This is a genomic window from Acinetobacter pittii ATCC 19004 = CIP 70.29, from assembly GCF_000369045.1.
Lineage (GTDB): Bacteria > Pseudomonadota > Gammaproteobacteria > Pseudomonadales > Moraxellaceae > Acinetobacter > Acinetobacter pittii.
The window spans coordinates 284,514-307,506 of sequence record NZ_KB849786.1; the positions used below are offsets into that span (position 1 = coordinate 284,514).

19 protein-coding genes and 1 pseudogene are annotated in these 22,993 nt (G+C 39.2%); 11 read left to right on the forward strand and 9 right to left on the reverse strand.

The features are described 5' to 3' along the window. From F928_RS05640 to capA, 3 genes are all read left to right on the forward strand, one after another. The coding region (locus F928_RS05640; RefSeq protein ID WP_005072939.1) for a beta strand repeat-containing protein at positions 1-4,248 on the forward strand (4,248 nt) is incomplete at its 5' end. Between the two features lie 145 nt (positions 4,249-4,393). Next, positions 4,394-6,049 carry a glycoside hydrolase family protein gene (locus F928_RS05645; protein WP_005072941.1) on the forward strand — a complete coding sequence of 552 codons (1,656 nt, stop codon included), beginning with the start codon at positions 4,394-4,396 and terminating at the stop codon, positions 6,047-6,049. Continuing rightward, positions 6,046-7,776 carry a CapA family protein gene (gene capA / locus F928_RS05650; protein WP_005072943.1) on the forward strand — a complete coding sequence of 577 codons (1,731 nt, stop codon included), beginning with the start codon at positions 6,046-6,048 and terminating at the stop codon, positions 7,774-7,776. Before F928_RS05645 ends, capA begins: the two co-directional genes overlap by 4 nt. On the opposite strand, the gene F928_RS05655 is transcribed toward capA, so the two are convergent. Further along, on the reverse strand, positions 7,773-8,489 hold the full coding sequence (locus F928_RS05655) for a zinc metalloprotease (protein ID WP_002115569.1): 717 nt from the start codon (positions 8,487-8,489) through the stop codon (positions 7,773-7,775). The genes capA and F928_RS05655 overlap by 4 nt on opposite strands. A gap of 81 nt (positions 8,490-8,570) precedes the next feature. Between F928_RS05655 and F928_RS05660 the strand changes: the two genes are divergently transcribed. Continuing rightward, complete coding sequence (locus F928_RS05660; RefSeq protein ID WP_002115572.1) at positions 8,571-8,900, forward strand: MGMT family protein; 330 nt, start codon at positions 8,571-8,573, stop codon at positions 8,898-8,900. Between the two features lie 25 nt (positions 8,901-8,925). Continuing rightward, positions 8,926-9,675 (forward strand): hypothetical protein, encoded by a 750-nt coding sequence (locus F928_RS05665; RefSeq protein ID WP_002115578.1) that lies wholly within the window; start codon positions 8,926-8,928, stop codon positions 9,673-9,675. Positions 9,676-9,716: 41 nt separating this feature from the next. On the opposite strand, the gene F928_RS05670 is transcribed toward F928_RS05665, so the two are convergent. The 3 genes from F928_RS05670 to yjgH all read right to left on the reverse strand — a co-directional run bounded on the left by F928_RS05670 (position 9,717) and on the right by yjgH (position 11,412). Then, on the reverse strand, positions 9,717-10,154 hold the full coding sequence (locus F928_RS05670) for a universal stress protein (RefSeq protein ID WP_002115554.1): 438 nt from the start codon (positions 10,152-10,154) through the stop codon (positions 9,717-9,719). A gap of 121 nt (positions 10,155-10,275) precedes the next feature. Beyond that, positions 10,276-10,908: a CatB-related O-acetyltransferase gene (locus F928_RS05675; RefSeq protein ID WP_002115549.1), complete on the reverse strand. Its 633-nt coding sequence runs from the start codon at positions 10,906-10,908 to the stop codon at positions 10,276-10,278. Between the two features lie 111 nt (positions 10,909-11,019). After that, positions 11,020-11,412 (reverse strand): RidA family protein, encoded by a 393-nt coding sequence (gene yjgH, locus F928_RS05680; protein ID WP_005072948.1) that lies wholly within the window; start codon positions 11,410-11,412, stop codon positions 11,020-11,022. Positions 11,413-11,551: 139 nt separating this feature from the next. Between yjgH and acnR the strand changes: the two are divergent. After that, positions 11,552-12,185 (forward strand): annotated as a pseudogene (gene acnR / locus F928_RS05685) (TetR/AcrR family transcriptional regulator). 34 nt (positions 12,186-12,219) lie between these two features. Here the strand turns inward: acnR and greA are convergent. The 3 genes from greA to carA form a co-directional block, all read right to left on the reverse strand. Further along, positions 12,220-12,696, reverse strand: a complete 477-nt coding sequence (gene greA / locus F928_RS05690) for a transcription elongation factor GreA (protein ID WP_002115570.1) — start codon at positions 12,694-12,696, stop codon at positions 12,220-12,222. Positions 12,697-12,784: 88 nt separating this feature from the next. Beyond that, entirely contained in the window at positions 12,785-16,015 is a 3,231-nt protein-coding gene (gene carB, locus F928_RS05695; protein WP_005067595.1) for a carbamoyl-phosphate synthase large subunit, read from the reverse strand. A 14-nt stretch (positions 16,016-16,029) separates the two neighbouring features. Beyond that, on the reverse strand, positions 16,030-17,169 hold the full coding sequence (carA, locus tag F928_RS05700) for a glutamine-hydrolyzing carbamoyl-phosphate synthase small subunit (RefSeq protein WP_005067597.1): 1,140 nt from the start codon (positions 17,167-17,169) through the stop codon (positions 16,030-16,032). Between the two features lie 124 nt (positions 17,170-17,293). On the opposite strand from carA, the gene F928_RS21800 reads away from it, so the two are divergent. Both F928_RS21800 and F928_RS05705 read left to right on the forward strand, forming a co-directional pair. Then, positions 17,294-17,452, forward strand: coding sequence for a hypothetical protein (locus F928_RS21800; RefSeq protein ID WP_002115567.1), 159 nt, complete (start codon positions 17,294-17,296; stop codon positions 17,450-17,452). Positions 17,453-17,481: 29 nt separating this feature from the next. Further along, positions 17,482-18,069: a hypothetical protein gene (locus F928_RS05705; protein ID WP_005072962.1), complete on the forward strand. Its 588-nt coding sequence runs from the start codon at positions 17,482-17,484 to the stop codon at positions 18,067-18,069. Between the two features lie 60 nt (positions 18,070-18,129). Here the strand turns inward: F928_RS05705 and F928_RS05710 are convergent, their stop codons facing one another. Both F928_RS05710 and yhbY read right to left on the reverse strand, forming a co-directional pair. Next, positions 18,130-18,666: a DOMON-like domain-containing protein gene (locus F928_RS05710; RefSeq protein ID WP_005072963.1), complete on the reverse strand. Its 537-nt coding sequence runs from the start codon at positions 18,664-18,666 to the stop codon at positions 18,130-18,132. Between the two features lie 16 nt (positions 18,667-18,682). After that, the gene (gene yhbY / locus F928_RS05715) at positions 18,683-19,006 is read right to left on the reverse strand and encodes a ribosome assembly RNA-binding protein YhbY (RefSeq protein WP_002115576.1); all 324 of its coding nucleotides are present in this window, start codon (positions 19,004-19,006) and stop codon (positions 18,683-18,685) included. 199 nt (positions 19,007-19,205) lie between these two features. Between yhbY and rlmE the strand changes: the two genes are divergently transcribed. The 3 genes from rlmE to folP all read left to right on the forward strand — a co-directional run bounded on the left by rlmE (position 19,206) and on the right by folP (position 22,873). Next, positions 19,206-19,856, forward strand: coding sequence for a 23S rRNA (uridine(2552)-2'-O)-methyltransferase RlmE (gene rlmE, locus F928_RS05720; protein ID WP_000235573.1), 651 nt, complete (start codon positions 19,206-19,208; stop codon positions 19,854-19,856). A gap of 133 nt (positions 19,857-19,989) precedes the next feature. Beyond that, the gene (gene ftsH / locus F928_RS05725) at positions 19,990-21,885 is read left to right on the forward strand and encodes an ATP-dependent zinc metalloprotease FtsH (RefSeq protein WP_005803954.1); all 1,896 of its coding nucleotides are present in this window, start codon (positions 19,990-19,992) and stop codon (positions 21,883-21,885) included. Between the two features lie 136 nt (positions 21,886-22,021). Then, on the forward strand, positions 22,022-22,873 hold the full coding sequence (gene folP, locus F928_RS05730; RefSeq protein WP_005072967.1) for a dihydropteroate synthase: 852 nt from the start codon (positions 22,022-22,024) through the stop codon (positions 22,871-22,873). Positions 22,874-22,993: the final 120 nt, after the last annotated feature.

Sequence of the window (22,993 nt, forward strand, 5' to 3'; positions counted from 1 at the left end):
AATGCAGACGAACTAGGCACAGACGGCACCTTCAATGCACAAGTGGCGTTGGGACCAGATGCAATCGATGGCACGGTGGTGAATGTGAACGGTACTAACTACACCGTGACAGCAGCTGACCTTGCAAACGGCTTCATTACAGCGACTCTTGCCGCAACAGCAGCAGATCCTGTGACTGGTCAGATTGTGATTCATGCTGAGGCTGTAGATGCACAAGGTAACGTAGATGTTGCAGATGCAGATGTAACGGTAACTCTAGATGTTACTCCACCTGATATCACTACAACTGTGTTAGCAATTGACCCAGTTACTGCTGATAACATCTTGGATGCGACAGAAGCTGGTGGATCAGTGACCTTAACAGGTACATTGACCAACATCCCTACAGATGCAGTAACAACAGGTGTTGTGGTTACTGTAAATGGTGTTGACTATACAGCCACAGTTGATGCCGTAGCAGGTACTTGGACAGTTGATGTAGCTGGTAGTGGTCTTGCAGCAGATTCAGACTTAACTGTTGATGCTACTGCGACATTCACAGACCTCGCAGGAAACGTTAGTACACTTCAAGATACGCAAACTTATACTCTTGCAAGCTCTATCATTGCTTTCGATAACACTGATACAGCTGTACTTGCTCCTCAACCATTGCTTGTACAAGATGATGCAGCACTAGGAAGCAACACTTATCTAGCACTTGTATCACTTGCTGGACTTGATTTGCAGTTAGGATCAGAGTCAATCGGCTTTACAGTAGCTGCTGGTCAAGAAGGCAATGCGACCTTTACTTACAGCGCTTTAATTGGAGTAGATGCATTATCTGATTACTCTCTAGTAGTTCAGAAACTTGACCCAGTAACAGGCCAATGGACTTCGGTCTATGGTGGTGGTGAGGCTGATATTCTTGATCTTACTTTACTAGGTTCAACTCCTGGTGTGGTTCTTGATGGTCTAGAAGAAGGACAATACCGTGCATTCATGACTTACAACGGTCTTCTAGGTATCGGTTTACTGGGTACCTTAACTGGCACAATGGATGTTTATGACACAACACAAGTAGGTGGATATTACACTGAAGTTGCTGATGGGAATGTGATTACTGATATCAATACCAGTGGTGAAACAGACGTTGTAACCGCTACGACTGTAGTTACAGCGGTAAATGGTCAGCCTGTTACAGCGGTAGATACTGTGATTAATGGGTTGTATGGTACGTTGGTAATCGATCCAGACGGTACATACACTTATACGCCTAATGCAAGTGCAACCGGTGTAGGTCAAACAGATGTATTTGTCTACACATTAACTGATCCTGTAACTGGTGATACGGCTGAAGCAAACCTCAATATTCAATTGAGCTCTGTGAAAGCAGTGGATAATGTTGTAACTGCAGAGATCAACCCAGAACCGTTGCTAGTTGCAGATGATGTTGCTCTAGGTAGTTCAACTTACCTTGCAGCAGTATCGTTGGCTGGTCTGGACTTACAATTGCTTGGTAACGACGCAATTGAGTTTACTGTTGATCCAAACCGCGAAGGTACAGCAACGTTCACATTCGATGCGATCATCACAGCAGATTTACTTAGCGATTATGCAATCGTTGTTCAGAAATTTGATGAAGCAACAGGACAATGGGTATCAATTGGTGGTACTAACCCAGAAGCATCACTCATCGATCTAACGCTTATCGGTGGTACGCCAACAGCTGTTCTTGAAGGATTGGATGCCGGTCAGTATCGCGCATTCATCGGATATGAAGGCTTGCTAGGTGTAGGTTTGGGCGGAACATTAACTGGTACGATGGATGTCTACAATCCATACATCGTGGCTAGTTACTCTGTTGAGCCGATCTCTGGCAATGTCATCAAAGATGCGAGCCTCACTGGTGAAGTTGATGCAGCAAGCAGCAGTGCTGTGATCTCTCAAGTGAATGGTATTGCGGTTGATCCAGTTGCTGGTGCAACAATCACTGGTACATACGGTACATTGGTGATAGACCAAGATGGTAACTACACTTATACCCCAACTGTAGACGGAGCAAATCTAGGTCAGGTAGATCAATTTACCTACACCTTGCTTGATCCTGTAACAGGTAACACTTCTGAGGCAACACTTTATGTTCGTCTCGATAGTGACAGTGTAGATATGACTTGGAACGATGCAGATCCATCTCAACCAGCTGTAATTACTAGCCCGCTTCCAGTAGATGCAATGGATAACGTTGCTTCAGCTGAAATAGACATGGTTTATCCAGTAACGACTGAGGTACTTGATAACGCGATTAGCTACAACTGGTTACTCGGTGTCGGTGGTATCGTTATCGGTTCTAAAGAAGGTACAGCGACATTTACAGTTGATCCAGGTAATCTGACTGACGCGATTATTGCAGTGAACTTTGGTTCGGTTGCTACGGTTGTCGACGGTTTACATGTGGTATTAACACGAGTAAATCCAGATGGCACTCGTACTGTAGTTGCAGATAGTTCTGATACTGGCGTAATTGACTTGTTAGGTATCTTTGGTTCTGAAGTTCAATTCAAGATTGATAACTTAAGTGCCGGTACTTATGAGTTGTTCATGGAAAGCAACACATTACTTACAGCTTTAGGTAGTGTGACTGCGGATATTACGCTGAATCACGGTGATATCACTCAACCGCCTGTACTGGTTGTTGATCCTGTAACTGGTAATGTACTTGCTGATGATAACTCTGCGGTTTACGGTACAAACTATGTGCCGGACTACATTACGACAACTTCAGTAGTAACTGCTGTTACAGCTGAAAATGGTAATACAACTACAGTTGTAGCGGGTACTCCAGCAACGGTTATTGGGGTATACGGAACTCTGACTATTAACGCAGATGGTACTTATAGTTATCAGGCAACTGCGGATATGGCGAATGTAGGTAAAGTTGATAGCTTCACTTACACAGTGACAGATCCAGTGACTGGCAGAACTGATACCGCTACATTACATGTTCAAGTTGGTTCGCCAGATGTTGATGTCACTTGGAATACAGCAGATCCTTCGGCAGATGCTACGCTTCCAACACCATCTGTAACAGCTGATACAGATGATGCAACAATCAGTATGGAACCAGTGGTAGATCCTGCCGCTTCAGTGGCGAGTGGTGACTTACAATTTGCTCAGATTGGTACTGTTCCAATTGTTGGTACTCCGATCTACGGTACTACGGGTACAGTCACTTCTAGCCAATTTGTAATTGGTGCGAACACTGTTAGTGATGTTCATATACAGTTGAACTACACTGCATCATTAAGCTTATCGGCATTACCAACTGTAGCTTATAAGATTCAGCAGTTTGTAGGCGGTGTATGGGTAGATACGGTTTATTCAGGTTCAGCGACGGCTTTAGCTGGCGTGTTGGGTGCTCCAGCCTACTCGACAGATGTCCCACATCTGTCTGCAGGTACGTACCAAATCGTATTCAACATTAGTGCTCTAGTTGCTATTGGCCAAGTTACTTTAGATACAGTAATTACAACCACAGCGACTCATCTAGACCAATACACACCAGATGGTCAAACAGACTGGATTACTGGTAACGTCCTTACTAATGATGTCGTAGAAGGTACTCAGCTCTATGTAATGAACTCAACAACTGGTACTTATGAACTAGCTGCTGGTCAAGGAGTCAATACAGGTGAAGGTACGTTGTATCTATACAATGATGGTTCTTACTTCTACAAACCATTAGACAGCGCTGCAAATGCGACAGTTGATGTGATTGATTACAAGTTAGTTTCAGTGATCGATGGTAGTGAATACACCTCTACATTGACGATTAACTTGAGTCAAGAGTTGAATAGCCTTGCAGTAAGTACTGCGGCAAATGATACATTTGCTCTTGGTAATGGCTCTGATACCTTGATCTACAACACATTAACAGCTGCAAGCGTAACTAACGCAACTGGTGGTAATACAACAGCTGGTGGTGTAGATGTATGGACTGACTTCCATGTGGGTAATACTGCAACGGATGATCAGGCTGATAAGATTGACTTAAGTAACTTGTTAATTGGTTCTCAAACTAACTTAACAATCGGTCAATATGTGTCAGTAAGCTACGATGCTGGTACTCAAACTGCGACAATCAGCGTAGACCGTGATGGTGGATTACTTGTAGAAGGTACTTACACTGAAACACCATTGCTTCAATTGACTAACCTTACTGGTCCAGTCACATTGAATGACTTGATCAACAATGGTCAAATCATTTTCTAATCTGATAAGTGATTTATAAAAAAAAGAGCCTTCGGGCTCTTTTTTTACGTCTAAACAATACGTTAACTTAGCTTTTTATATGTTCATGTTATGATGCATTGAAAACTTTATAGAACAACAAATAACGGATAGGGACTGATTTCGAGTGACAGCATTTTTAAACTTCCAAAGACAACTGAACCTTTGGTTAGAACAAGTTGTTCAGCACGTTCCGAGTCTTAAACAGGATATTATTTTATTTTTATCTTATGGTCCTAAAGACCAGAGATGTAGCGTTTGGCACAGTGAGAAAACAAATTTAGAGCAGGCCAAAAAACAATTATTAGATTTTATTAATGAACAGTTTGCACAGTCACCGCTGGATGATTATATAAAAATTGATGTGGCATACAACTTAACGAAACAAGCTTGGAAGGAAGTAGAGCAACAGGTTCATCATCAATTTCATAACAATCACTACCGTAAAGGGATTGGATTTGATGAATACTGTTCAGTTGCTTTCCTTGAACAAGAGATTTATGGAAAAGCAATCATTCGAGGCTTGAGTTACGACAAACCGAACTTTTTTGATGAAACAAATCTGAATTATGCAGTTAAGCAAAAATATAACGCTCCAAAACCACAGATTAAATTACAAGAGCTGCAAGACATTTGGACTTTTGATACCTATGCAGCATTTTATGAAAATGGGCAATTCATTAATTTAGCAAGCCGCTATGATGCGAATGGTATTAGAGCGATTTCAAGCAATAAGAAACAGCATTTTCAGTCATTAATTGAAAAAAATTCGGTATTTTTGCATGATCAGATTCAAGAAAATGGCAAATTTATCTATGGCTATTTTTCTGCCTATGATCGAGATATTCGTAACTACAATACGGTACGCCACTGTACTTCGGTATATGCGTTGCTAGAAACATTTGAAGTGCAGAGCAAGCCAGAGTATTGGCCCAAGATACATACTGCTATCCAATATGCGCTGACCAACTTTTATAAAGAAAAAGACTCTGAAACCAGCTTTATGATTGATGGTAAAGAAGGGGAGTTTGAAATTAAATTAGGTGCCAATGCGGCTGCTATTTTAATGTTAACTAAATATCAAGAAATTACCCAAAAAAATGATTATCAAAAATATGCAGAGAAACTCGCAAATGGTATTTTAAAATTAATAGATTCAAATGGCTCAACAACTCATGTATTAAATTATCCAGATTATGATTTAAAAGAAAAATTCAGAATTATTTATTATGATGGTGAAGCTGCTTTAGCTTTATTAAGGTTATATCAAATTAACCAAGATTCTAGATTATTAGAAACTGTTAAATTAATGTTTGAATGTTTTATTGAAAAGAGATATGAAAAATATCATGATCATTGGTTAAGTTATTGTACTAATGAACTCACTAAAATATGTCCTGAAGATAAATATTTTATTTTTGGTTTAAATAATTATTTAAAACATTTTATTTTTATTCGCAATCGAAAAACGACTTATGCGACTTTACTAGAAATGTTAATGGCTGCTTATAAAATGGTGAACCGTTTAAAAGAGCAGGGGCGCACAGCACTTTTTGAGCAAGCTTATATGCATGAGCTTCAAAAATTAATTGAGTTTAGAGCTGATTTTCAAACGACAGGCTTTTTTTATCCGGAAATGGCGATGTATATGGCACGACCAGATAAAATTTTACATGCTTTTTATATTCGCCATGATCGTTTTCGAGTAAGGATTGATGACCAAGAACATAACTTATCAGGCTACATCGCCTATGTAAAAGATTACAAAGGTGATGAGTCATGAAGTATCAACCCGTTGAAATCAAATTATTAACTCATATCGATACTAGAAATTTTGATGAAGCTATATGGCAATTCGAATTCGACGATGATATTTCAACATTACTGCTAATCGACTATGCACTAGAACAATTTCAGCAAAAAAAATTAAAAGCTCAAGATGTCTATGTTGTGCCACAAAATATGAGTAAGCACATTGGACCGCAAAACTTAGGTTTAAAAACATCTGAAATTTACACATTTACAGAGTTATTGCAGTTCTTAATTTTTACTCAAGCGGCAGATGTAAAAGATGCTTTAAGTAAGATGCTCTGTGGTACAAATAAGCAAGCATCTTTAATTTTCTCTAAAAGAGCCGCTACCTATAACTTAACCCTAAAAAATGCAGGTGCCCAAAATCAGTTAAAGCATTTGTTTTTATTGCTCAGAAAAATTTATAGCTATCCCAATGAAATAAAAAAACTCTTCTTTATAAAAGAGCTGAATTTTCAAGGAAAGACTTATCTCCCTCAGACACCATTAATGGGACAGAATGTAGTAGAGGTCTTATATCTTACAAACTCATTTAGAAAAATTTATCTCACATTCTTGGAAGAAAACCAAACGATCGGTTTCTTTTTATTCTTAGATGATATTCATCGTGCTGAGCACTTGATTCCTTACTATCATTGTTTCCAAGCACAGACTATAAGACCTAAAGTTTGCTCAGCTCCAAGTGGCATTATTAACATTCTAGGCGATACCTACTTTGGGGAAATCTACACTGAAAAACGTAAGGCGAGAGGACAAACGGATGCTCTGCAGCAATATGGATATGACTATTCTTTTAAAAAAATAAAAGCTTTTTTAGGTGAACATGACTTAAATATTGCTAACTTTGAAGCGGTATTTTCTTTAGAAAACCAATCTCCTTTAGGCCATAAAAAGTCTTTTATTCTTAAAGCTGATGCTGAACAAACATTAGCAGCATTCAAAAATATTCACCTTAATCATGTGGTGTTGGCAAACAACCATCTAAAAGACTATGGGGATCGTGGGCTGACCTATACATTACAACAGTTGGATCAGGCTAACATTTCTTATATTGGTGCTGGCGTAAACCAAAAAGATGCTCATAACTACTTTGAACTCTCTTTTGAAAATAAGCGCTATGCTATTTTTAACGGATACTGGCACAGAGACACTCCCTATCTCGATTATAATTTTTATGCTTTAGGTCATAAGAGTGGAGTGGCGTGTTTAAATGGTGTTTTGCTTGAACAAATAGGTCGCTATAGGCTGGCTCATCCTGAACATAAAATTATTGTTATTTGCCATTGGGGTGTCGACTTTAAGCCCATTACAAAAGAGCAGAATAAGCTTGCTGCGATTTTAACCCAAGCTGGTGCTGACCTGATCATTGGTCATGGTGCTCATACTATTCAACCTATCCAGATCATCAACCAAAAGCCAGTCGTGTTTGGTATTGGCAATGCTGTGTTTAATAGCAATGGCGAATATGAAAAACATAATGCTTTACCATTTGGCTGTATAGCAAGGTTAGATTTGTCAAAAGACTTACTTCGTCTTTATCCAATTTACATCAATAATTTGAAAACATTTTGGCAGCCGTATCCAGTCGATGCTGAAGATTTCTTAAAAGCTAGTACTTACATGACATCTTCACTGACCCTTGAAAATTACATCGCTACCCAAGATAATTTAGGAGCATATATTGAAATTAAATTTTAGGGATATTGTTTGTATGTCGATAAAATAGTTTGAAGTTGTACTGGCGTAAATCCTAAATTTCTTAAGCCACCACTGCCTAATTTACATTCGGCGCTTGCCATGATGTTTGTTGGAGTACGTTTTGTAGCTTTTGGTGCACAAACATGTTTTAGTCCAAACACATGTCCCATTTCATGCACGCTACCAGCCTGAATATTATAATTGAGGCGGTTCCAGTCTAATAAAATAAAGGGTTTGCCATTATTACGAAAAGCTCTACTTGTTACATCTTCAAATTTCCATTTCGTTGAGTAGGCATCATAAATAAAAACAATCACTTCTTTACTTGCAGTTCGTTTCGGAAAACACGTATTTACACTGGCAGGAATGGTTTCAATCGTAATTGGGTAGGGCTGATTAATCTGTTGTTTTAAATCACAATGTAATTTTGAAAACTCTTCATAAGGAATATAACGATGTAATTTAAATTTAAAAATTTTATTATTTTTATCATCTACATAGTATTTATTTAATATTTTAATTTCCTTACGCATCTGTTGATAATTATCAAACTTTGTAGCTTCTGGAGAGTTGGTTGTAAAAACAAAAGTGACCGGAATAATAGGGCGGCCATCTGTGGAGACTTTAGGTGTTTCTCCTAAAGGAAGAGGAGGGCGTGTAGTACAAGAAACGCATAGTAAAGTGCCAGTAATCACTAGTAATGTTTTTTTCATGCAGATTTCCCTCAAGCCCACCTTGGATTGCATTTAGTTTTGTTCAAAATTTTTTATATGATATGAATGATGTCAATTTTTATGGAGTCCATTTTGACAACTCAGTATGAACTACATCGGCAAATTTTAGAAGTCATTGCTTTGATTCCTTACGGAAAAGTTGCAACCTATGGACAAGTGGCTCGTATGGCAGGATTACCAAAACATGCGAGATTAGTGGGCTATGTTTTGAAACATCTTGAAGCTGATCATCAAGTTCCTTGGTATCGTGTGATTAATTCTCAAGGCAAAATTAGCCTAAGTAAATTTAATGAAAAAGGTGAAAATATTCAGCAATTAAAATTGGAAGCTGAAGGTGTCTATTTGTTAAATGGTAAAGTTGACTTAAAGCAGTTTGCTTGGCAGCCTTAATATTTATGTTAGAGAGTAAATACACATGCAAAAGAATAATAAATGGTGTAGTGGAGCAGTATTACTTTTAAGTTTGATGGCGCAGGTGAGTTATGCTGAAAAGGATATTTCAACTCAACCTTTTGCAAATATAAAGGCTTCTCAGCAAGACATAGATTTGATATGCAAGCAAATGAGACAGAAATGCAGTGGTGACGCTATCCTGTGGAAGGGAAAAAATACGCAAGATTCGATTTATTACCTAATAGATGAAAGTCCACAAATTGTTCAGGTTAAGAAGCAAAATAATCAATATAAAGTAGTTGATCAATGGGACTTTAAAGATTATCAACATAATAATAAAGAGCCTCACACCGATGATTTGGCACCAGATGGATTACAAATCTTTCCAGCTTTATATCCATTAAATAAAAATGGGTATGCAATCGCAGTAGTTAATAGATGGTTTACGGGTTACTCAGGAGGAGGGCGTTTTGAAGAAAATGCTGACTTCATTAAGCTCAAACCTCATGGGGAGTATCAAGTTGCACTAAAAGATATTGCTTTTTCTTCACGAGAAATGATTCGAGCATGTTTTTCAGAACAAGATTATAAAAAATCGCCCCATTGTCATGATGAGGCATGGATGATACTAAACATTCAATTTAAAGATGTGGGACAACCATATTATTTATGGCAATTAAATTATAAAAATTATTCTTGGGAAGCTTTCAAAAGTAAAAAAACAATAACGGTTGAGCAATCGCGTGAAGAGGTTATGCCTTTTAAGAAATAGAAGCCTATCTTGCTCACTTTAGCTAGACAGGCATTCTCACTTTAGCGAACAATTAACACAGGAATATGGCTTTCCCCTAAAACTTTTTGTGCAACACTTCCCAACACGAGTTTTCGGACCCCTGTGCGGCCATGAGAACCCATGACAATCAGATCTGCATTTAAGTCTTGAGCAGCTTGAATGATTTCCTCATGTACAACAAAGCCTTCCAACAGTTTGGTTTCAACAGTAATGCCTTCTTTGGCAAATTCTTGTTTTGCTTTTTCTAAAATGTCGAGCAAATAAGTTCTTGTACGTTCAATCAACTCATTAGTTTGGCCAGTTTTTACGTAGACATCAGCAATAAATGGATCAAGTGCCATCACTTGTACAACTGTAATTTTGCTATTTAATGCTTTTCCCAGCTTAATGGCCTCTTTCATGGCGACCATAGAAGTTTCAGAACCGTCAATTGGTACTAGAAGATGTTGATATAACATGAGTATTTTCCTTATTGTAATGATGCTTATTTATTAATACTTTATACCTATTTTTTGACGATTTAAATTCAAGCACGTAATCATTTGTGATTTTATAACGACAAATTTTGTAGATAAATTTTTATAAATTGCGCAAATTTTCTATATGTGTAGATAAAGCATCAATATCGTCAGTTTGAAGATATTCACGTATTTTCAAAATTTGCTTCTCATCTAAATCATAAAGTTTTAAAGCAAGTAGTTTGTCGATTTGTTCTTGAGGAAAGCGATATTTAATAATTTTCGCAGGCACTCCACCTACAATTGCATAAGGAGGAACATCTTTAGTTACTACGGCTCCAGTGGCGACCACTGCGCCTTCACCTAGTTTGACACCTTGCATAATCATGGCACGGCTACCAATCCAGCAGCCATCAGCAATAATAGTATCGCCAGCCGCCAAAAAACTACGAGTATCAAAAGGAAAAGTTGAAATCCAGTCGGGTCTATGAAGCTGATTGCCACCCATCATGATCACGCACTCAGCACCAAAACAAGCAAAATTGCCAATATAAAGTTGGTCAATCGGTTTTTCTGGGGTTGAAGCTTTGTCATGTAAATAACGTACTACACAACGTTCAAAGCCTTGATCCCAATAAGCTGAATAATAAGAATAATTTCCTTTAATATGGATATTGGGATTTTTCACAGTTTTGGAAATAAACTCAAACTCGCACCAATGACGAACAGGGGAGCTAATTAACTTTTCAGCCATAAGGGAGATATAAAAAAGGGAATACACCATTATACCGAATTGCGATTCAAGCTGAACCCATAATCTCAGCTCAGCCAGTGAATCGAATGTTAAAGCGCGTGCTAATTTGAATTAATTATTATGAGGAATACGTGCAATAACTTTAATCTCAAAATCAAAACCCGCTAGCCAGGTTACACCAACAGCGGTCCAGTTGGGATAAGGTTTTTGTGTAAAGATCTGATTTTTAACTTTCATAATACTTTCAAACTGCCGTTCTGGATCAGTATGAAAGGTGGTGACATCAATAATATCATCGAAAGTACAACCAGCTGCTTTCAGTGTCTCTGCTAAGTTTTTAAAAGCTTGGATTACCTGTTTTTCAAAATCAGGTATAGGTGAACCATCTTCAAGGCTACCAACCTGTCCTGAAACAAAGAGTAAATCTTTCGATTGAATTGCGGCTGAATAACCATGCTGTTCATATAAGGCATGGCGGTCTTTAGGAAATATTGCAGTTCTCATCAGGTTTGCTCTCCTTCAGTATTTAAATACCAATCAGTAAATGTCGCTCAGGTTTCACATACGCCTCGTATGTAAACATAATTGACATACGAGGCGTATGTCAATTAAAATTTTTTGTGATGATTAGCTGGTGAAATACATGTCTGTTCGTGAACAAAAGATGGCGGAAACCCGCAAGAAACTGATTGAAGTAGCACGTCGTACATTTGCTGAATATGGCTATGCAGATACTTCAATGGATAAACTCACGGCAGAAGCAGGGTTGACCCGGGGGGCGCTGTACCATCATTTTGGGGATAAGCGTGGTTTATTTGCTGCAGTCGTCGATCAAATTGATTCACAAATGGCAGAATATGCTCAGCAGCATTTAGAGCAGCCTGATGATCTTTGGGAAGGATTGCTACTTGAAGGGCAGACCTATATTCAAAATGCTTTAAATCCTGAGTTTCAGCGTATTGTGTTACGTGACGGACCTGCAGTGCTAGGTGATCCAGCGCATTGGCCAAGTCAAAACAGATGTCTGCAGTCTACCCGTGAGTGCGTTGAACAGCTATTAACAGCAGAACAAATTAAAATTGTAGACCCAGAAGCGGCAGCAGTGCTTTTAAATGGGGCTGCCATGAACGCTGCATTATGGGTGGCTTCTAGTGAATATCCTGAACAGGTACTTCCTGAAGCATTAAATGCTTTTAAAATCTTTGCATCAGGCTTTTTAAAAGATGCATAGTGAATTTTTTAATATTAGTCTGAAATATAAAAAACCCCTCAATTGAGGGGTTTTATAGTTTAAGTATATCTATTTATAAATTAAAGATATTCTACACTGACGATTTCATATTCCACTTCGCCTTGAGGAGTAACGATTTTTACTTCATCACCTTCACTCTTACTCAAAAGGCCACGTGCGATTGGTGAGTTCACTGAGATTTTATTGATTTTAAAATCAGCTTCATCATCACCAACAATTTTATAAGTCTTGCGTTCTTCAGTATCAAGGTTTTCAATCGTTACCGTAACACCGAATACAACACGACCGTTTTGTTCTAAGTCCTTAACATCGATGACTTGTGAAGCACCCAATTTTCCTTCGATATCTTGGATACGTCCTTCACAGAAACCTTGCTGTTCACGAGCAGCATGGTATTCTGCATTTTCTTTTAAGTCCCCATGTTCACGTGCTTCAGCAATTGCTTGAGTAATACGTGGACGTTCAACAGATTTCAGATGTTGTAATTCTTTCTCTAAGGCGATTTTACCTTCAGGGGTCATTGGATAACGTTGCATTTCGGTCCCTCTTAAGTTGAGAAAACACAGTTAAAAAAATGAAAAAATCCCGCCACCGATAAGGTGACGGGACTTATCGGTAAAAAAATTAACCTACAGTTAAATCTTGCAAGCGGTATACATCCATTGGCAATTTCACAGCAAAGGCTTGGCAAACAGCTTCTGCGCCATTGATAGTCGTTGTGTAATACACTTTGCCTTGTAGGGCAGCACGACGAATCATTGCAGAGTCATATTGAGCCTGTTTACCTTCAGTGGTATTGACAATAAGGTGTATTTCACCATTTTTCAAGCGATCAACAATATGTGGACGACCTTCAGTAACTTTATTTACAGATTCGCATTCTAAACCTGCTTCTTTAAGCACTTGGTAAGTACCACCTGTTGCAACAAGCTTGAAGCCATATTCAACTAATTTCTTAGCGATATCAGCGATGTATTTCTTGTCAGATTCACGTACTGATAAGAAAGCATGTTTTACTTCGCCTTCAGTTGGTAAACCAGGTAAGCGTTCATTTGAGCCTAAAACAGCTTTATAGAATGCTTCACCAAATGTTTTACCTACGCCCATCACTTCACCTGTAGATTTCATCTCAGGTCCAAGCATAGGGTCTACGCCTTGGAATTTAGCGAATGGGAAAACGGCTTCCTTCACAGCAAAGTGAGTTGGAATGATTTCTTTAGTAAACCCTTGAGACTCAAGAGATTGACCTGCCATACAACGCGCAGCAACTTTCGCTAAAGAATCACCAATACACTTAGATACGAATGGAACTGTACGTGAAGCACGTGGGTTAACTTCTAGAACGTAAATATCGTCACCTTTTACAGCGAACTGAACGTTCATCAAGCCAACAACGCCAAGTTCTTTTGCCATCGCAATCGTTTGACGACGCATTTCATCCTGAATTTCTTTAGATAAAGAATAAGGAGGAATCGAACATGCAGAGTCACCTGAGTGAATACCCGCTTGTTCGATATGCTGCATGATGCCGCCGATCACAACGTCTTTACCGTCAGATACACAGTCAACATCAACTTCAGTTGCGTCATCTAGGAAACGGTCAAGAAGAACAGGGGCTTCGTTAGATGCCTGAACTGCTTCACGAAGGTAACGTTTAAGTTCTTCTTCGTTATATACGATTTCCATTGCACGACCACCTAATACATAAGATGGGCGAACAACAAGCGGATAACCTACTTTTGCAGCTTCAGAGATACCTTCTTCAGCAGATTTTACAATGCTGTTGTTTGGTTGACGAAGCTGTAAACGTTGAATCATTTGTTGGAAACGTTCACGGTCTTCAGCACGGTCAATCGCATCTGGTGATGTACCAATAATTGGAGTGCCTGCTTCTTCTAAAGCACGTGCCAATTTAAGCGGAGTTTGGCCACCATACTGTACGATTACGCCTTTAGGCTTCTCTGTACGTACGATTTCAAGTACATCTTCAAGTGTTACAGGTTCGAAGTATAAACGGTCAGATGTGTCATAGTCGGTAGAAACAGTTTCAGGGTTACAGTTCACCATGATTGTTTCGTAACCGTCTTCACGCATAGCTAATGCAGCGTGTACACAGCAGTAGTCAAATTCGATACCTTGACCAATACGGTTTGGACCACCACCAATGACCATGATCTTGTCACGGTTTGATGGATTTGCTTCACATTCTTCATCGTAAGTTGAATACATGTATGCAGTACCAGATTCAAACTCTGCTGCACATGTATCAACGCGTTTGTAAACTGGATAAACACCCAAGTTCCAACGTTGTTTACGGAATTGCTTTTGTGAAATGCCCATGAGGTGAGCAATACGAAGGTCAGATAAACCTTTACGCTTGAACGAACGGATGTTGTCAGCGTTTAAGTCACCAAAACCTAAAGTTTTCACTTGAGCTTCAGTTTTAACGATGTCTTGAATCTGGATAAGGAACCAGCGGTCAATCTTAGTCGCTTCAAAAACTTCATCTAAAGAGAAACCATGACGGAAAGCGTCCGCTACATACCAGATACGCTCAGGACCCGGAACTTTAAGTTCTTTTAGAATAATTTCTTTTGCATTTGTTGCACCAGCTTCGATTTTTTCATCAAAACCGCTTACACCAACTTCAAGACCACGTAATGCTTTTTGTACAGATTCTTGGAAGTTACGGCCAATTGCCATCACTTCACCAACAGATTTCATCTGAGTGGTAAGAACTGGTTCAGCTTGCGGGAATTTCTCGAAGTTAAAACGAGGAATCTTCGTTACAACATAGTCAATTGATGGTTCGAAGCTTGCAGGAGTCACGCCACCAGTGATGTCATTTTTCAATTCATCAAGAGTATAACCAACAGCAAGTTTTGCTGCGATTTTAGCAATCGGGAAACCTGTTGCTTTAGAAGCAAGTGCAGATGAACGAGATACACGAGGGTTCATCTCGATCACAACCATACGTCCGTCTTTTGGGTTAATACCGAACTGGACGTTAGAACCACCTGTTTCAACACCAATTTCACGAAGAACTGCAACTGAAGCATTACGCATCAATTGGTATTCTTTGTCAGTTAATGTTTGAGCTGGTGCTACAGTAATTGAGTCACCAGTGTGTACGCCCATTGGGTCGAAGTTTTCGATGGCACATACGATAATACAGTTGTCGTTTTTGTCACGAACAACTTCCATTTCGTATTCTTTCCAACCAATTAAAGATTCATCGATCAATAACTGGTGAGTAGGAGAGAGGTCAAAACCACGTTCACAAATCTCAAGGAATTCTTCACGGTTATATGCAATACCGCCACCCGAACCACCCATTGTGAATGATGGACGGATAATTACTGGGAAACCAAAGCGTGACTGGATTTCTAAAGCTTCTTCCATTGTTTCAGCAATGGCAGCTTTTGGACATTCCAAGCCAATTTTACGCATAGCGATATCGAAGAGTTTACGATCTTCGGCTTTCTCAATTGCGTCTTTAGTTGCACCAATTAATTCAACATTATATTTCTCAAGAACGCCGTGCTCATCAAGTGCAAGAGCACAGTTCAACGCAGTTTGGCCACCCATAGTTGGCAATACTGCATCTGGACGTTCTTTTTCAATAATCTGTGCAACTGTTTGCCAAGTAATTGGCTCAATATAAGTTGCATCAGCCATTGAAGGGTCTGTCATAATGGTTGCTGGGTTAGAGTTAACCAAAATAACACGGTAGCCTTCTTCACGAAGTGCTTTACACGCTTGAGCACCTGAGTAGTCAAACTCACATGCCTGACCAATCACAATCGGGCCAGCACCAATAATTAAGATGCTTTTAATATCCGTACGTTTAGGCATTATTCGCTCCTTAATTACTGTTTAGATGCTTCGATAAGTTCGATGAAATGATCGAACAATGGGGCACAATCATGTGGACCTGGGCTTGCTTCAGGGTGACCTTGGAAGCTGAAAGCTGGTTTGTCTGTACGGTGAATCCCTTGTAAGGTGCCATCGAACAATGATTTATGCGTTGCTTTTAAGTTAGCCGGTAAAGTTTCAGCATCTACAGCGAAACCATGGTTTTGTGAAGTAATCATCACTGTACCATCTTCAAGATTTTGTACAGGGTGGTTAGCACCGTGGTGACCATGATTCATTTTTACAGTTTTTGCACCAGAAGCGAGTGCCAAGATTTGGTGGCCTAAGCAAATACCAAATACAGGTAATGTTGTGGTTTCAACAATAGTTTTTACAGCTTCGATTGCATAATCACAAGCAGCTGGATCGCCAGGGCCATTTGAAAGGAATACGCCATCCGGATTAAGTGCCAATACTTTTTCAGCCGGAGTTTCTGCAGGTACAACGGTTAATTTGCAACCGCGGTCTGCAAGCATACGCAAGATGTTGGTTTTGACACCGTAATCGTATGCAACTACATGATATTTTAATTCAGGTTGAGAGAAGCCTTGGCCTAGAGTCCATGAACCTTCAGACCATTCAAAACCAGTTGGATCGCAACATTCTTTTGCAAGGTCTAAACCGTTTAAGCCGCCAAAAGCACGAGCTTTGGCAATTGCTTCTTCTTCAGTAATATTTTCGCCAGCAAGGATGCAACCATTTTGTGCACCTTTGTCACGCAAAATACGTGTTAATTTACGTGTATCAATGTCCGCGATTGCAACAACATTGTGTTCTTGCAAATATTCACTCAAAGACTGCTCAGCACGGAAGTTACTGTGTAGTAGAGGAAGGTCACGAATAATTAAACCATTCGCCCATACTTTATGGATACGACCAGATTCAACGTCTTCTGCGTTGCAGCCAGTGTTTCCGATATGAGGGTAAGTTAATGTCACAATTTGTTGTGCATAACTTGGGTCAGTCAAAATTTCTTGATAGCCTGTCATGGCTGTGTTAAAAACGACTTCTCCAGTCGTACTTCCCGTTGCGCCGATTGACGTTCCTTTAAAGATCGTTCCATCTGCGAGGGCTAAAATGGCGGGGGTGCTCAAACCAAAGCTCCTGAATTTCGGCTGTAAAAAAGCGAGTAGACCCAAAAAAGATAGGCGATGTTGTGATAAAACATGCCCCTCCCTATCGGTCTGCTCGCTTGTAACTTAACAGCGCATTATACGCATGGAACCTCAAAAAGTCTATTTATTTTCTGCTAAAAAACATAATTCATTGCTTGATTTTTACAAAAAAATTATCCGCTCATCCGAATCAGTTACTTTTGATAAATTGTCTAACAATTTGCTGGCTGAATTTTTAGAACTGGATTTATTGTATTGCTAGTTAAAAAATAAACAATATGAGGAAATAGCATGAGTAATGATCAAGTTTCAAAAGATGTGAGCGAGAAAGCTCAAGCAGTAGTTGATTCGGTAAAAGCTGAGGTGAATGAAGTGAAAGAAACCGTAGCTGCTACTACAACTAAAGCGAAAAGAACAGTAACTGCTAAAACTGCGCAAGTAAAGGAAAGTGTTGCCGAGAAAACTGAGCAGATTAAAGAAGTTGCTACAGAAGCGAAAACTCAGGTGAAAGAAGCTATCACTGAAACTCAAGAGCAGGTCAAAGAAGTTTTAAGTGAAACTCAAGAAAAAATTGAAGCTGAAACTCATGAGTTAAACAAGAATATTCAAAATCAATTTGTTCAAATTAAACAAGATATTCTACAACGTCTTGATGTGATTAAAGCTCAGTTTAGCACCTCACAAGAAGGACTATCTGAACTTAAAAATGCTTTGAAAGCAGAAATTAACGCACTTATCGAAGATTTGACGAAAGTAAGTAAAGAACTTAAAGGTGATATTAGCCAGATTTCTTTGAAGCACAAAGATTCTTTAAGTGAAAGTATTAAGCGTACTAAAAATAATGCAGTTGAAGCTTGGAATAAAGCACGAGATAACTAATGATCTTAGCTTTTAGCCAGCTATAAAAAAAGCGAGAATTAATTTCTCGCTTTTTTACTTTTAAAACTGATGTAACCAGTCACGCTTATTATGGAAATCTGCACTTTTTCCACTATGCTGCATCGCATAGTACTGCATACCTTCTTGGGTTTTTAAAACTGCAGTTAAACCTAAATAAAGGTTTGCCCATTTCAAGCGATGCTGTTGCATAAATTGTCCCAAATCAAGACTGACATTTAAGCCATAATGAGTACGCTTGAGATGGTTCAGTTCGATATCGGAAGCAGCAAGGGGAGGCATACTTTCTGGATAGCGATACTCTTCAAACTGATAAGACTGCCATGCTTGAGAAGGGGAAAGGTTAATTTCCCGATAATAATCTTCATCATGCACGCCAACAAAAATTTCGAAACAAGTTTCTTCCCACAAAAAATCCTGACGAGGATGAGCTGCGACTTCTTGGGGCCAGACAATGAGTTGATTTGGATCACGAATCCAAAAACCGACATTTAATGTGTGCGGTGCTTGCTGTTCAATTGCGCCCACAACAGAAACAGCATGAAAACGATCAAAAGCTGAAAGTTCGTAACTTGCCATAGTTTGTCAAATCAACTTAGTTTGCTAAATGAGCGTGGCGAACAAGATTAGACAAATGCTGATTTTGCTTAGCCGCTTTTTTGTAAAGTAAAACAATTTTACCAATTTTTTGCACAGCTTCTGCACCAGTGGCTTCTACAATTGCATCAATTACAGCAGTACGTGCTTCACGGTCTTCACCAGCAACTTTAACTTTGATAAGTTCGTGGTCGTTTAAAGCACGAAGAGTTTCTTCGATAACAGCATCTGTTAAGCCTTGTCCACCAATCATGACAACCGGATTAAGCACATGACCAATTTGACGTAAACGTTTACGTTCATGGATAGATAAAGCGGCCATTAAAAATACCTGATTTTAAAAACGACTTAGTATAGCAAAAAACTTAAATTCAGATGTACGAAAAACTGTATAAATAATCGATCAACATTATTGAAAAAAAACTGTAAAACTTGGTGAGATTACGCTACATCCGTACTGTAATGAGAGTAATTTTCACGTACAATGAACGATCAGAAGTTTTTTTGATATTTAGTGAGTTATGGCAACACGCATTACAAACCAGAAATTGTCGAAAAGCAGTCGTGCGTGGATGAGGGAACATCTAGACGATCCTTTTGTAAAAAAAGCACAAAAGGAAGGGTATCGTGCGCGAGCAGCATATAAACTTCTTGAAATCCAAGAAAAATATAAGTTGATCAAACCAGGCATGACGGTAGTCGATTTGGGTGCAGCTCCTGGTAGCTGGTCTCAAATTGCTGGAAAACTTGTGGGTAGCAAAGGTTTAGTAATTGCTTCCGATATTTTGCCCATGGATGCTTTGCCTGATGTCACTTTCTTACAAGGCGACTTTAGAGAAGAAGCTGTATTTGAAAAATTGTTAAATATTTTAAATGGGCGACAAGTAGACATTGTAATTTCTGATATGGCCCCCAATACATCAGGTAATAGGGCTGTTGATCAACCTAGACAGATTTACTTATGTGAACTGGCTTTAGATTTTGCTCAAAAGGTTCTTGGACCTAATGGACAGTTTGTGGTTAAAGTGTTCCAAGGCGCAGGATTCGATGAGTTTCGTAAACAAGTGGTTGATAGTTTTGATGTGTTAAAGACAGCAAAACCAGCAGCTTCTCGGGCGCGCTCTAAAGAAGTTTTTTTGGTTGGACAAGGGCGTAAGAAAGCATTGCAATAAAGTTTACTTGCCAAGCTCCTAAAAATTGTGCATTTTGTACTTTTAGGTTATCCGCAAGCAATACAGTTGCTGTTTTTATGACGATCAGCCAAGATTGGGCATGATCAAATTAGATCGATATGGGAATAAAGCTTTGAGCGATTACTTCAAGAATGCCGTATTGTGGCTAATAATACTTGGTGTTCTGATTTTAATTTTCAGTAATATCAGTGACCGCAATAAGCCTACTGCGATGAAATACTCAGATTTCGTTGCAGCGGTGAATGCTGGCCAAATTAAGCAAGTCACAATTGACGGTTTAAATATTAATGGTGAAAAAACTAACGGATCACAGTTTGAAACTGTTCGTCCGCAAGTTGAAGACACTGAGCTTATGCCGAGCTTAAATAAGCAAAATGTTGTTGTAGAGGGAACAGCTCCTCAACGTCAAGGCATTTTGATGCAACTTCTCATTGCTAGTTTCCCTGTACTGTTAATCATTCTGTTATTCATGTTCTTTATGCGTAACATGGGTGGTGGTGCAGGCGGAAAAAATGGACCGATGAGTTTTGGTAAGTCGAAAGCAAAAATGCTTTCTGAAGATCAAATCAAAGTCAATTTTTCTGACGTCGCTGGTTGTGATGAAGCAAAACAAGAAGTTGTTGAAATTGTAGATTTCTTAAAAGATCCTGCAAAATTCAAACGTTTGGGCGCTACTATTCCTCGTGGCGTACTTATGGTTGGTCCTCCGGGTACTGGTAAAACGTTATTAGCTAAAGCAATTGCTGGTGAAGCTAAAGTTCCTTTCTTCAGCATTTCAGGTTCTGACTTTGTCGAAATGTTCGTGGGTGTGGGTGCGTCCCGTGTCCGTGATATGTTCGAGCAAGCGAAGCGTCATGCGCCTTGTATTATCTTTATTGACGAGATTGATGCAGTAGGTCGTCATCGTGGTTCAGGTACAGGTGGTGGTCATGATGAACGTGAACAAACCTTGAACCAAATGCTTGTAGAAATGGATGGTTTTGAAGGTAACGAAGGTGTAATCGTAATTGCTGCGACGAACCGTGTTGATGTCTTGGATAAAGCATTATTACGTCCAGGTCGTTTTGACCGTCAAGTAATGGTGGGTTTACCTGACATTCGTGGTCGTGAGCAGATTCTGAATGTACATTTGAAAAAATTACCTTCAGTTACGGGTGTGGATGTTAAAGTTCTATCTCGTGGTACTCCAGGTTTCTCTGGTGCACAGTTGGCAAACCTTGTTAACGAAGCTGCATTATTTGCTGCACGCCGTAATAAGAACACTGTTGACATGCATGACTTTGAAGATGCAAAAGACAAAATCTACATGGGACCAGAGCGTAAATCGATGGTTTTACGTGAAGAAGAACGTCGTGCAACTGCTTATCATGAAGCTGGTCATGCGATTGTTGCCGAGATTTTACCGGGCACAGATCCTGTTCATAAAGTAACGATTATGCCGCGTGGTTGGGCTTTAGGTGTAACTTGGCAGTTACCTGAACAAGACCAAATTAGCCACTATAAAGACAAGATGCTAAACGAAATTGCAATTTTGTTTGGTGGTCGTATTGCTGAAGAAGTATTTATCCAACAGCAATCTACTGGTGCTTCAAATGACTTTGAGCGAGCTACTAAAATGGCGCGTGCAATGGTTACGAAGTACGGTATGTCTGACAAAATGGGTGTAATGGTTTACGAAGATGAAAACCAAAATGGTTTCTTTGGTAATGTAGGAAGCCGTACGATTTCTGAAGCAACTCAACAGTTAGTAGATGAAGAAGTACGTCGTATTCTTGATGAGCAATATAAAGTTGCACGTAATATCTTAGAAGGTAATAAAGATATTGCACATGCGATGGTAAAAGCTTTAATGGAATGGGAAACTATTGATCGTGATCAAATCCGTGACATTATGGAAGGCCGTGAGCCACAACCGCCTAAAGTATATGTTGCTGAAAATCCAGTGGCTGCATTTGAACCACCAAAAGATGGTCCATCTACACCGCCACCATTGCCAGCAATGAACTAATAGTTAGTTAATTAAAAAAGCCACAGTCATGTGGCTTTTTTTATGGGCTTGAGTTTGTTAAAAGCTAAAAACAAATCAACACCATATATAGATGATAATTGCTAAAATACAGCCTGATTTTAAACTGGAGCTTTTTATGCAACTAATGCCTTTGCCTCAACAAATTTTACAGTGTGGACAGCTTCAGTTAGATCTATCACAGCCTCACGTTATGGGCATATTAAATGTCACACCAGATTCTTTTAGTGATGGTGGAAAGCATAATCAAGTAGATCAAGCGATTGCTTATGCGCTAGCCATGGTAGAGCAAGGCGCTACCATTATTGATATTGGTGGTGAGTCTACCCGTCCAGGAGCATCTGAAGTAAGCGTAGAAGAAGAAATACGAAGAGTTGTGCCCGTAGTTGAAGCTTTAGCTAAACATAATATTGTTCTATCAATTGATACAAGTCAGCCTGATGTTATTCGTGCAGCGAAAGAAGCAGGAGCACATATTTGGAATGATGTACGTGCGCTTACTCGTCCCAATGCTTTAAAAACGGCAGCAGATCTGGATATACCCGTAGTGATCATGCATATGCGTGGTGAGCCGACTACAATGAATCAGTTAGACCAATATACGGACATAACCTTAGATGTTATAGCGGAGCTCCAGCAGCGCGTGAATGAAGCTTTAAATGCGGGCGTGAAAAAAAATAATATTATTATTGATCCTGGGTTTGGTTTTGCAAAAAATGCGCAGCAAAATTTAAGACTACTCAAAGAATTTTGGAAGCTTGGTGAAATGGGTTATCCGATTTTATCTGGCCTTTCTCGTAAACGTTTTATTGGTGAAGCATTAAAGGGTGCAACTGCAGATCAGCGTGCGGTAGGAAGCGTTACGGGGCATTTGCTTAGTATTCAGCAAGGAGCATGCATTGTTAGAGCGCATGATGTCAAAGCAATGACTGATGCAATTCTAGTTTGGAAGGCGATGATACAAGCTTAACAAAGTAGGCTTTATAAAAGTCAGGTAGTAGCTCATTAATTTAATGAGCTAGATGATTGAGTCAGGGAAAAATATCGTTATTCTTTTTAAAATATGTTATAAGCGGCAAGTTTTTGCTGT

What these genes read in the sequence shown, in the direction of transcription:
- F928_RS05670 (WP_002115554.1), bottom strand. Translation starts at nt 10,154, where the DNA reads ATGTTATATCAACATCTTCTAGTACCAATTGACGGTTCTGAAACTTCT.
- F928_RS05660 (WP_002115572.1), top strand. Translation starts at nt 8,571, where the DNA reads ATGGAGTCCATTTTGACAACTCAGTATGAACTACATCGGCAAATTTTA.
- F928_RS05665 (WP_002115578.1), top strand. Translation starts at nt 8,926, where the DNA reads ATGCAAAAGAATAATAAATGGTGTAGTGGAGCAGTATTACTTTTAAGT.
- F928_RS05710 (WP_005072963.1), bottom strand. Translation starts at nt 18,666, where the DNA reads ATGGCAAGTTACGAACTTTCAGCTTTTGATCGTTTTCATGCTGTTTCT.
- F928_RS21800 (WP_002115567.1), top strand. Translation starts at nt 17,294, where the DNA reads ATGGAACCTCAAAAAGTCTATTTATTTTCTGCTAAAAAACATAATTCA.
- carB (WP_005067595.1), bottom strand. Translation starts at nt 16,015, where the DNA reads ATGCCTAAACGTACGGATATTAAAAGCATCTTAATTATTGGTGCTGGC.
- F928_RS05655 (WP_002115569.1), bottom strand. Translation starts at nt 8,489, where the DNA reads ATGAAAAAAACATTACTAGTGATTACTGGCACTTTACTATGCGTTTCT.
- folP (WP_005072967.1), top strand. Translation starts at nt 22,022, where the DNA reads ATGCAACTAATGCCTTTGCCTCAACAAATTTTACAGTGTGGACAGCTT.
- yhbY (WP_002115576.1), bottom strand. Translation starts at nt 19,006, where the DNA reads ATGGCCGCTTTATCTATCCATGAACGTAAACGTTTACGTCAAATTGGT.
- greA (WP_002115570.1), bottom strand. Translation starts at nt 12,696, where the DNA reads ATGCAACGTTATCCAATGACCCCTGAAGGTAAAATCGCCTTAGAGAAA.
- F928_RS05705 (WP_005072962.1), top strand. Translation starts at nt 17,482, where the DNA reads ATGAGTAATGATCAAGTTTCAAAAGATGTGAGCGAGAAAGCTCAAGCA.
- rlmE (WP_000235573.1), top strand. Translation starts at nt 19,206, where the DNA reads ATGGCAACACGCATTACAAACCAGAAATTGTCGAAAAGCAGTCGTGCG.
- F928_RS05675 (WP_002115549.1), bottom strand. Translation starts at nt 10,908, where the DNA reads ATGGCTGAAAAGTTAATTAGCTCCCCTGTTCGTCATTGGTGCGAGTTT.
- capA (WP_005072943.1), top strand. Translation starts at nt 6,046, where the DNA reads ATGAAGTATCAACCCGTTGAAATCAAATTATTAACTCATATCGATACT.
- yjgH (WP_005072948.1), bottom strand. Translation starts at nt 11,412, where the DNA reads ATGAGAACTGCAATATTTCCTAAAGACCGCCATGCCTTATATGAACAG.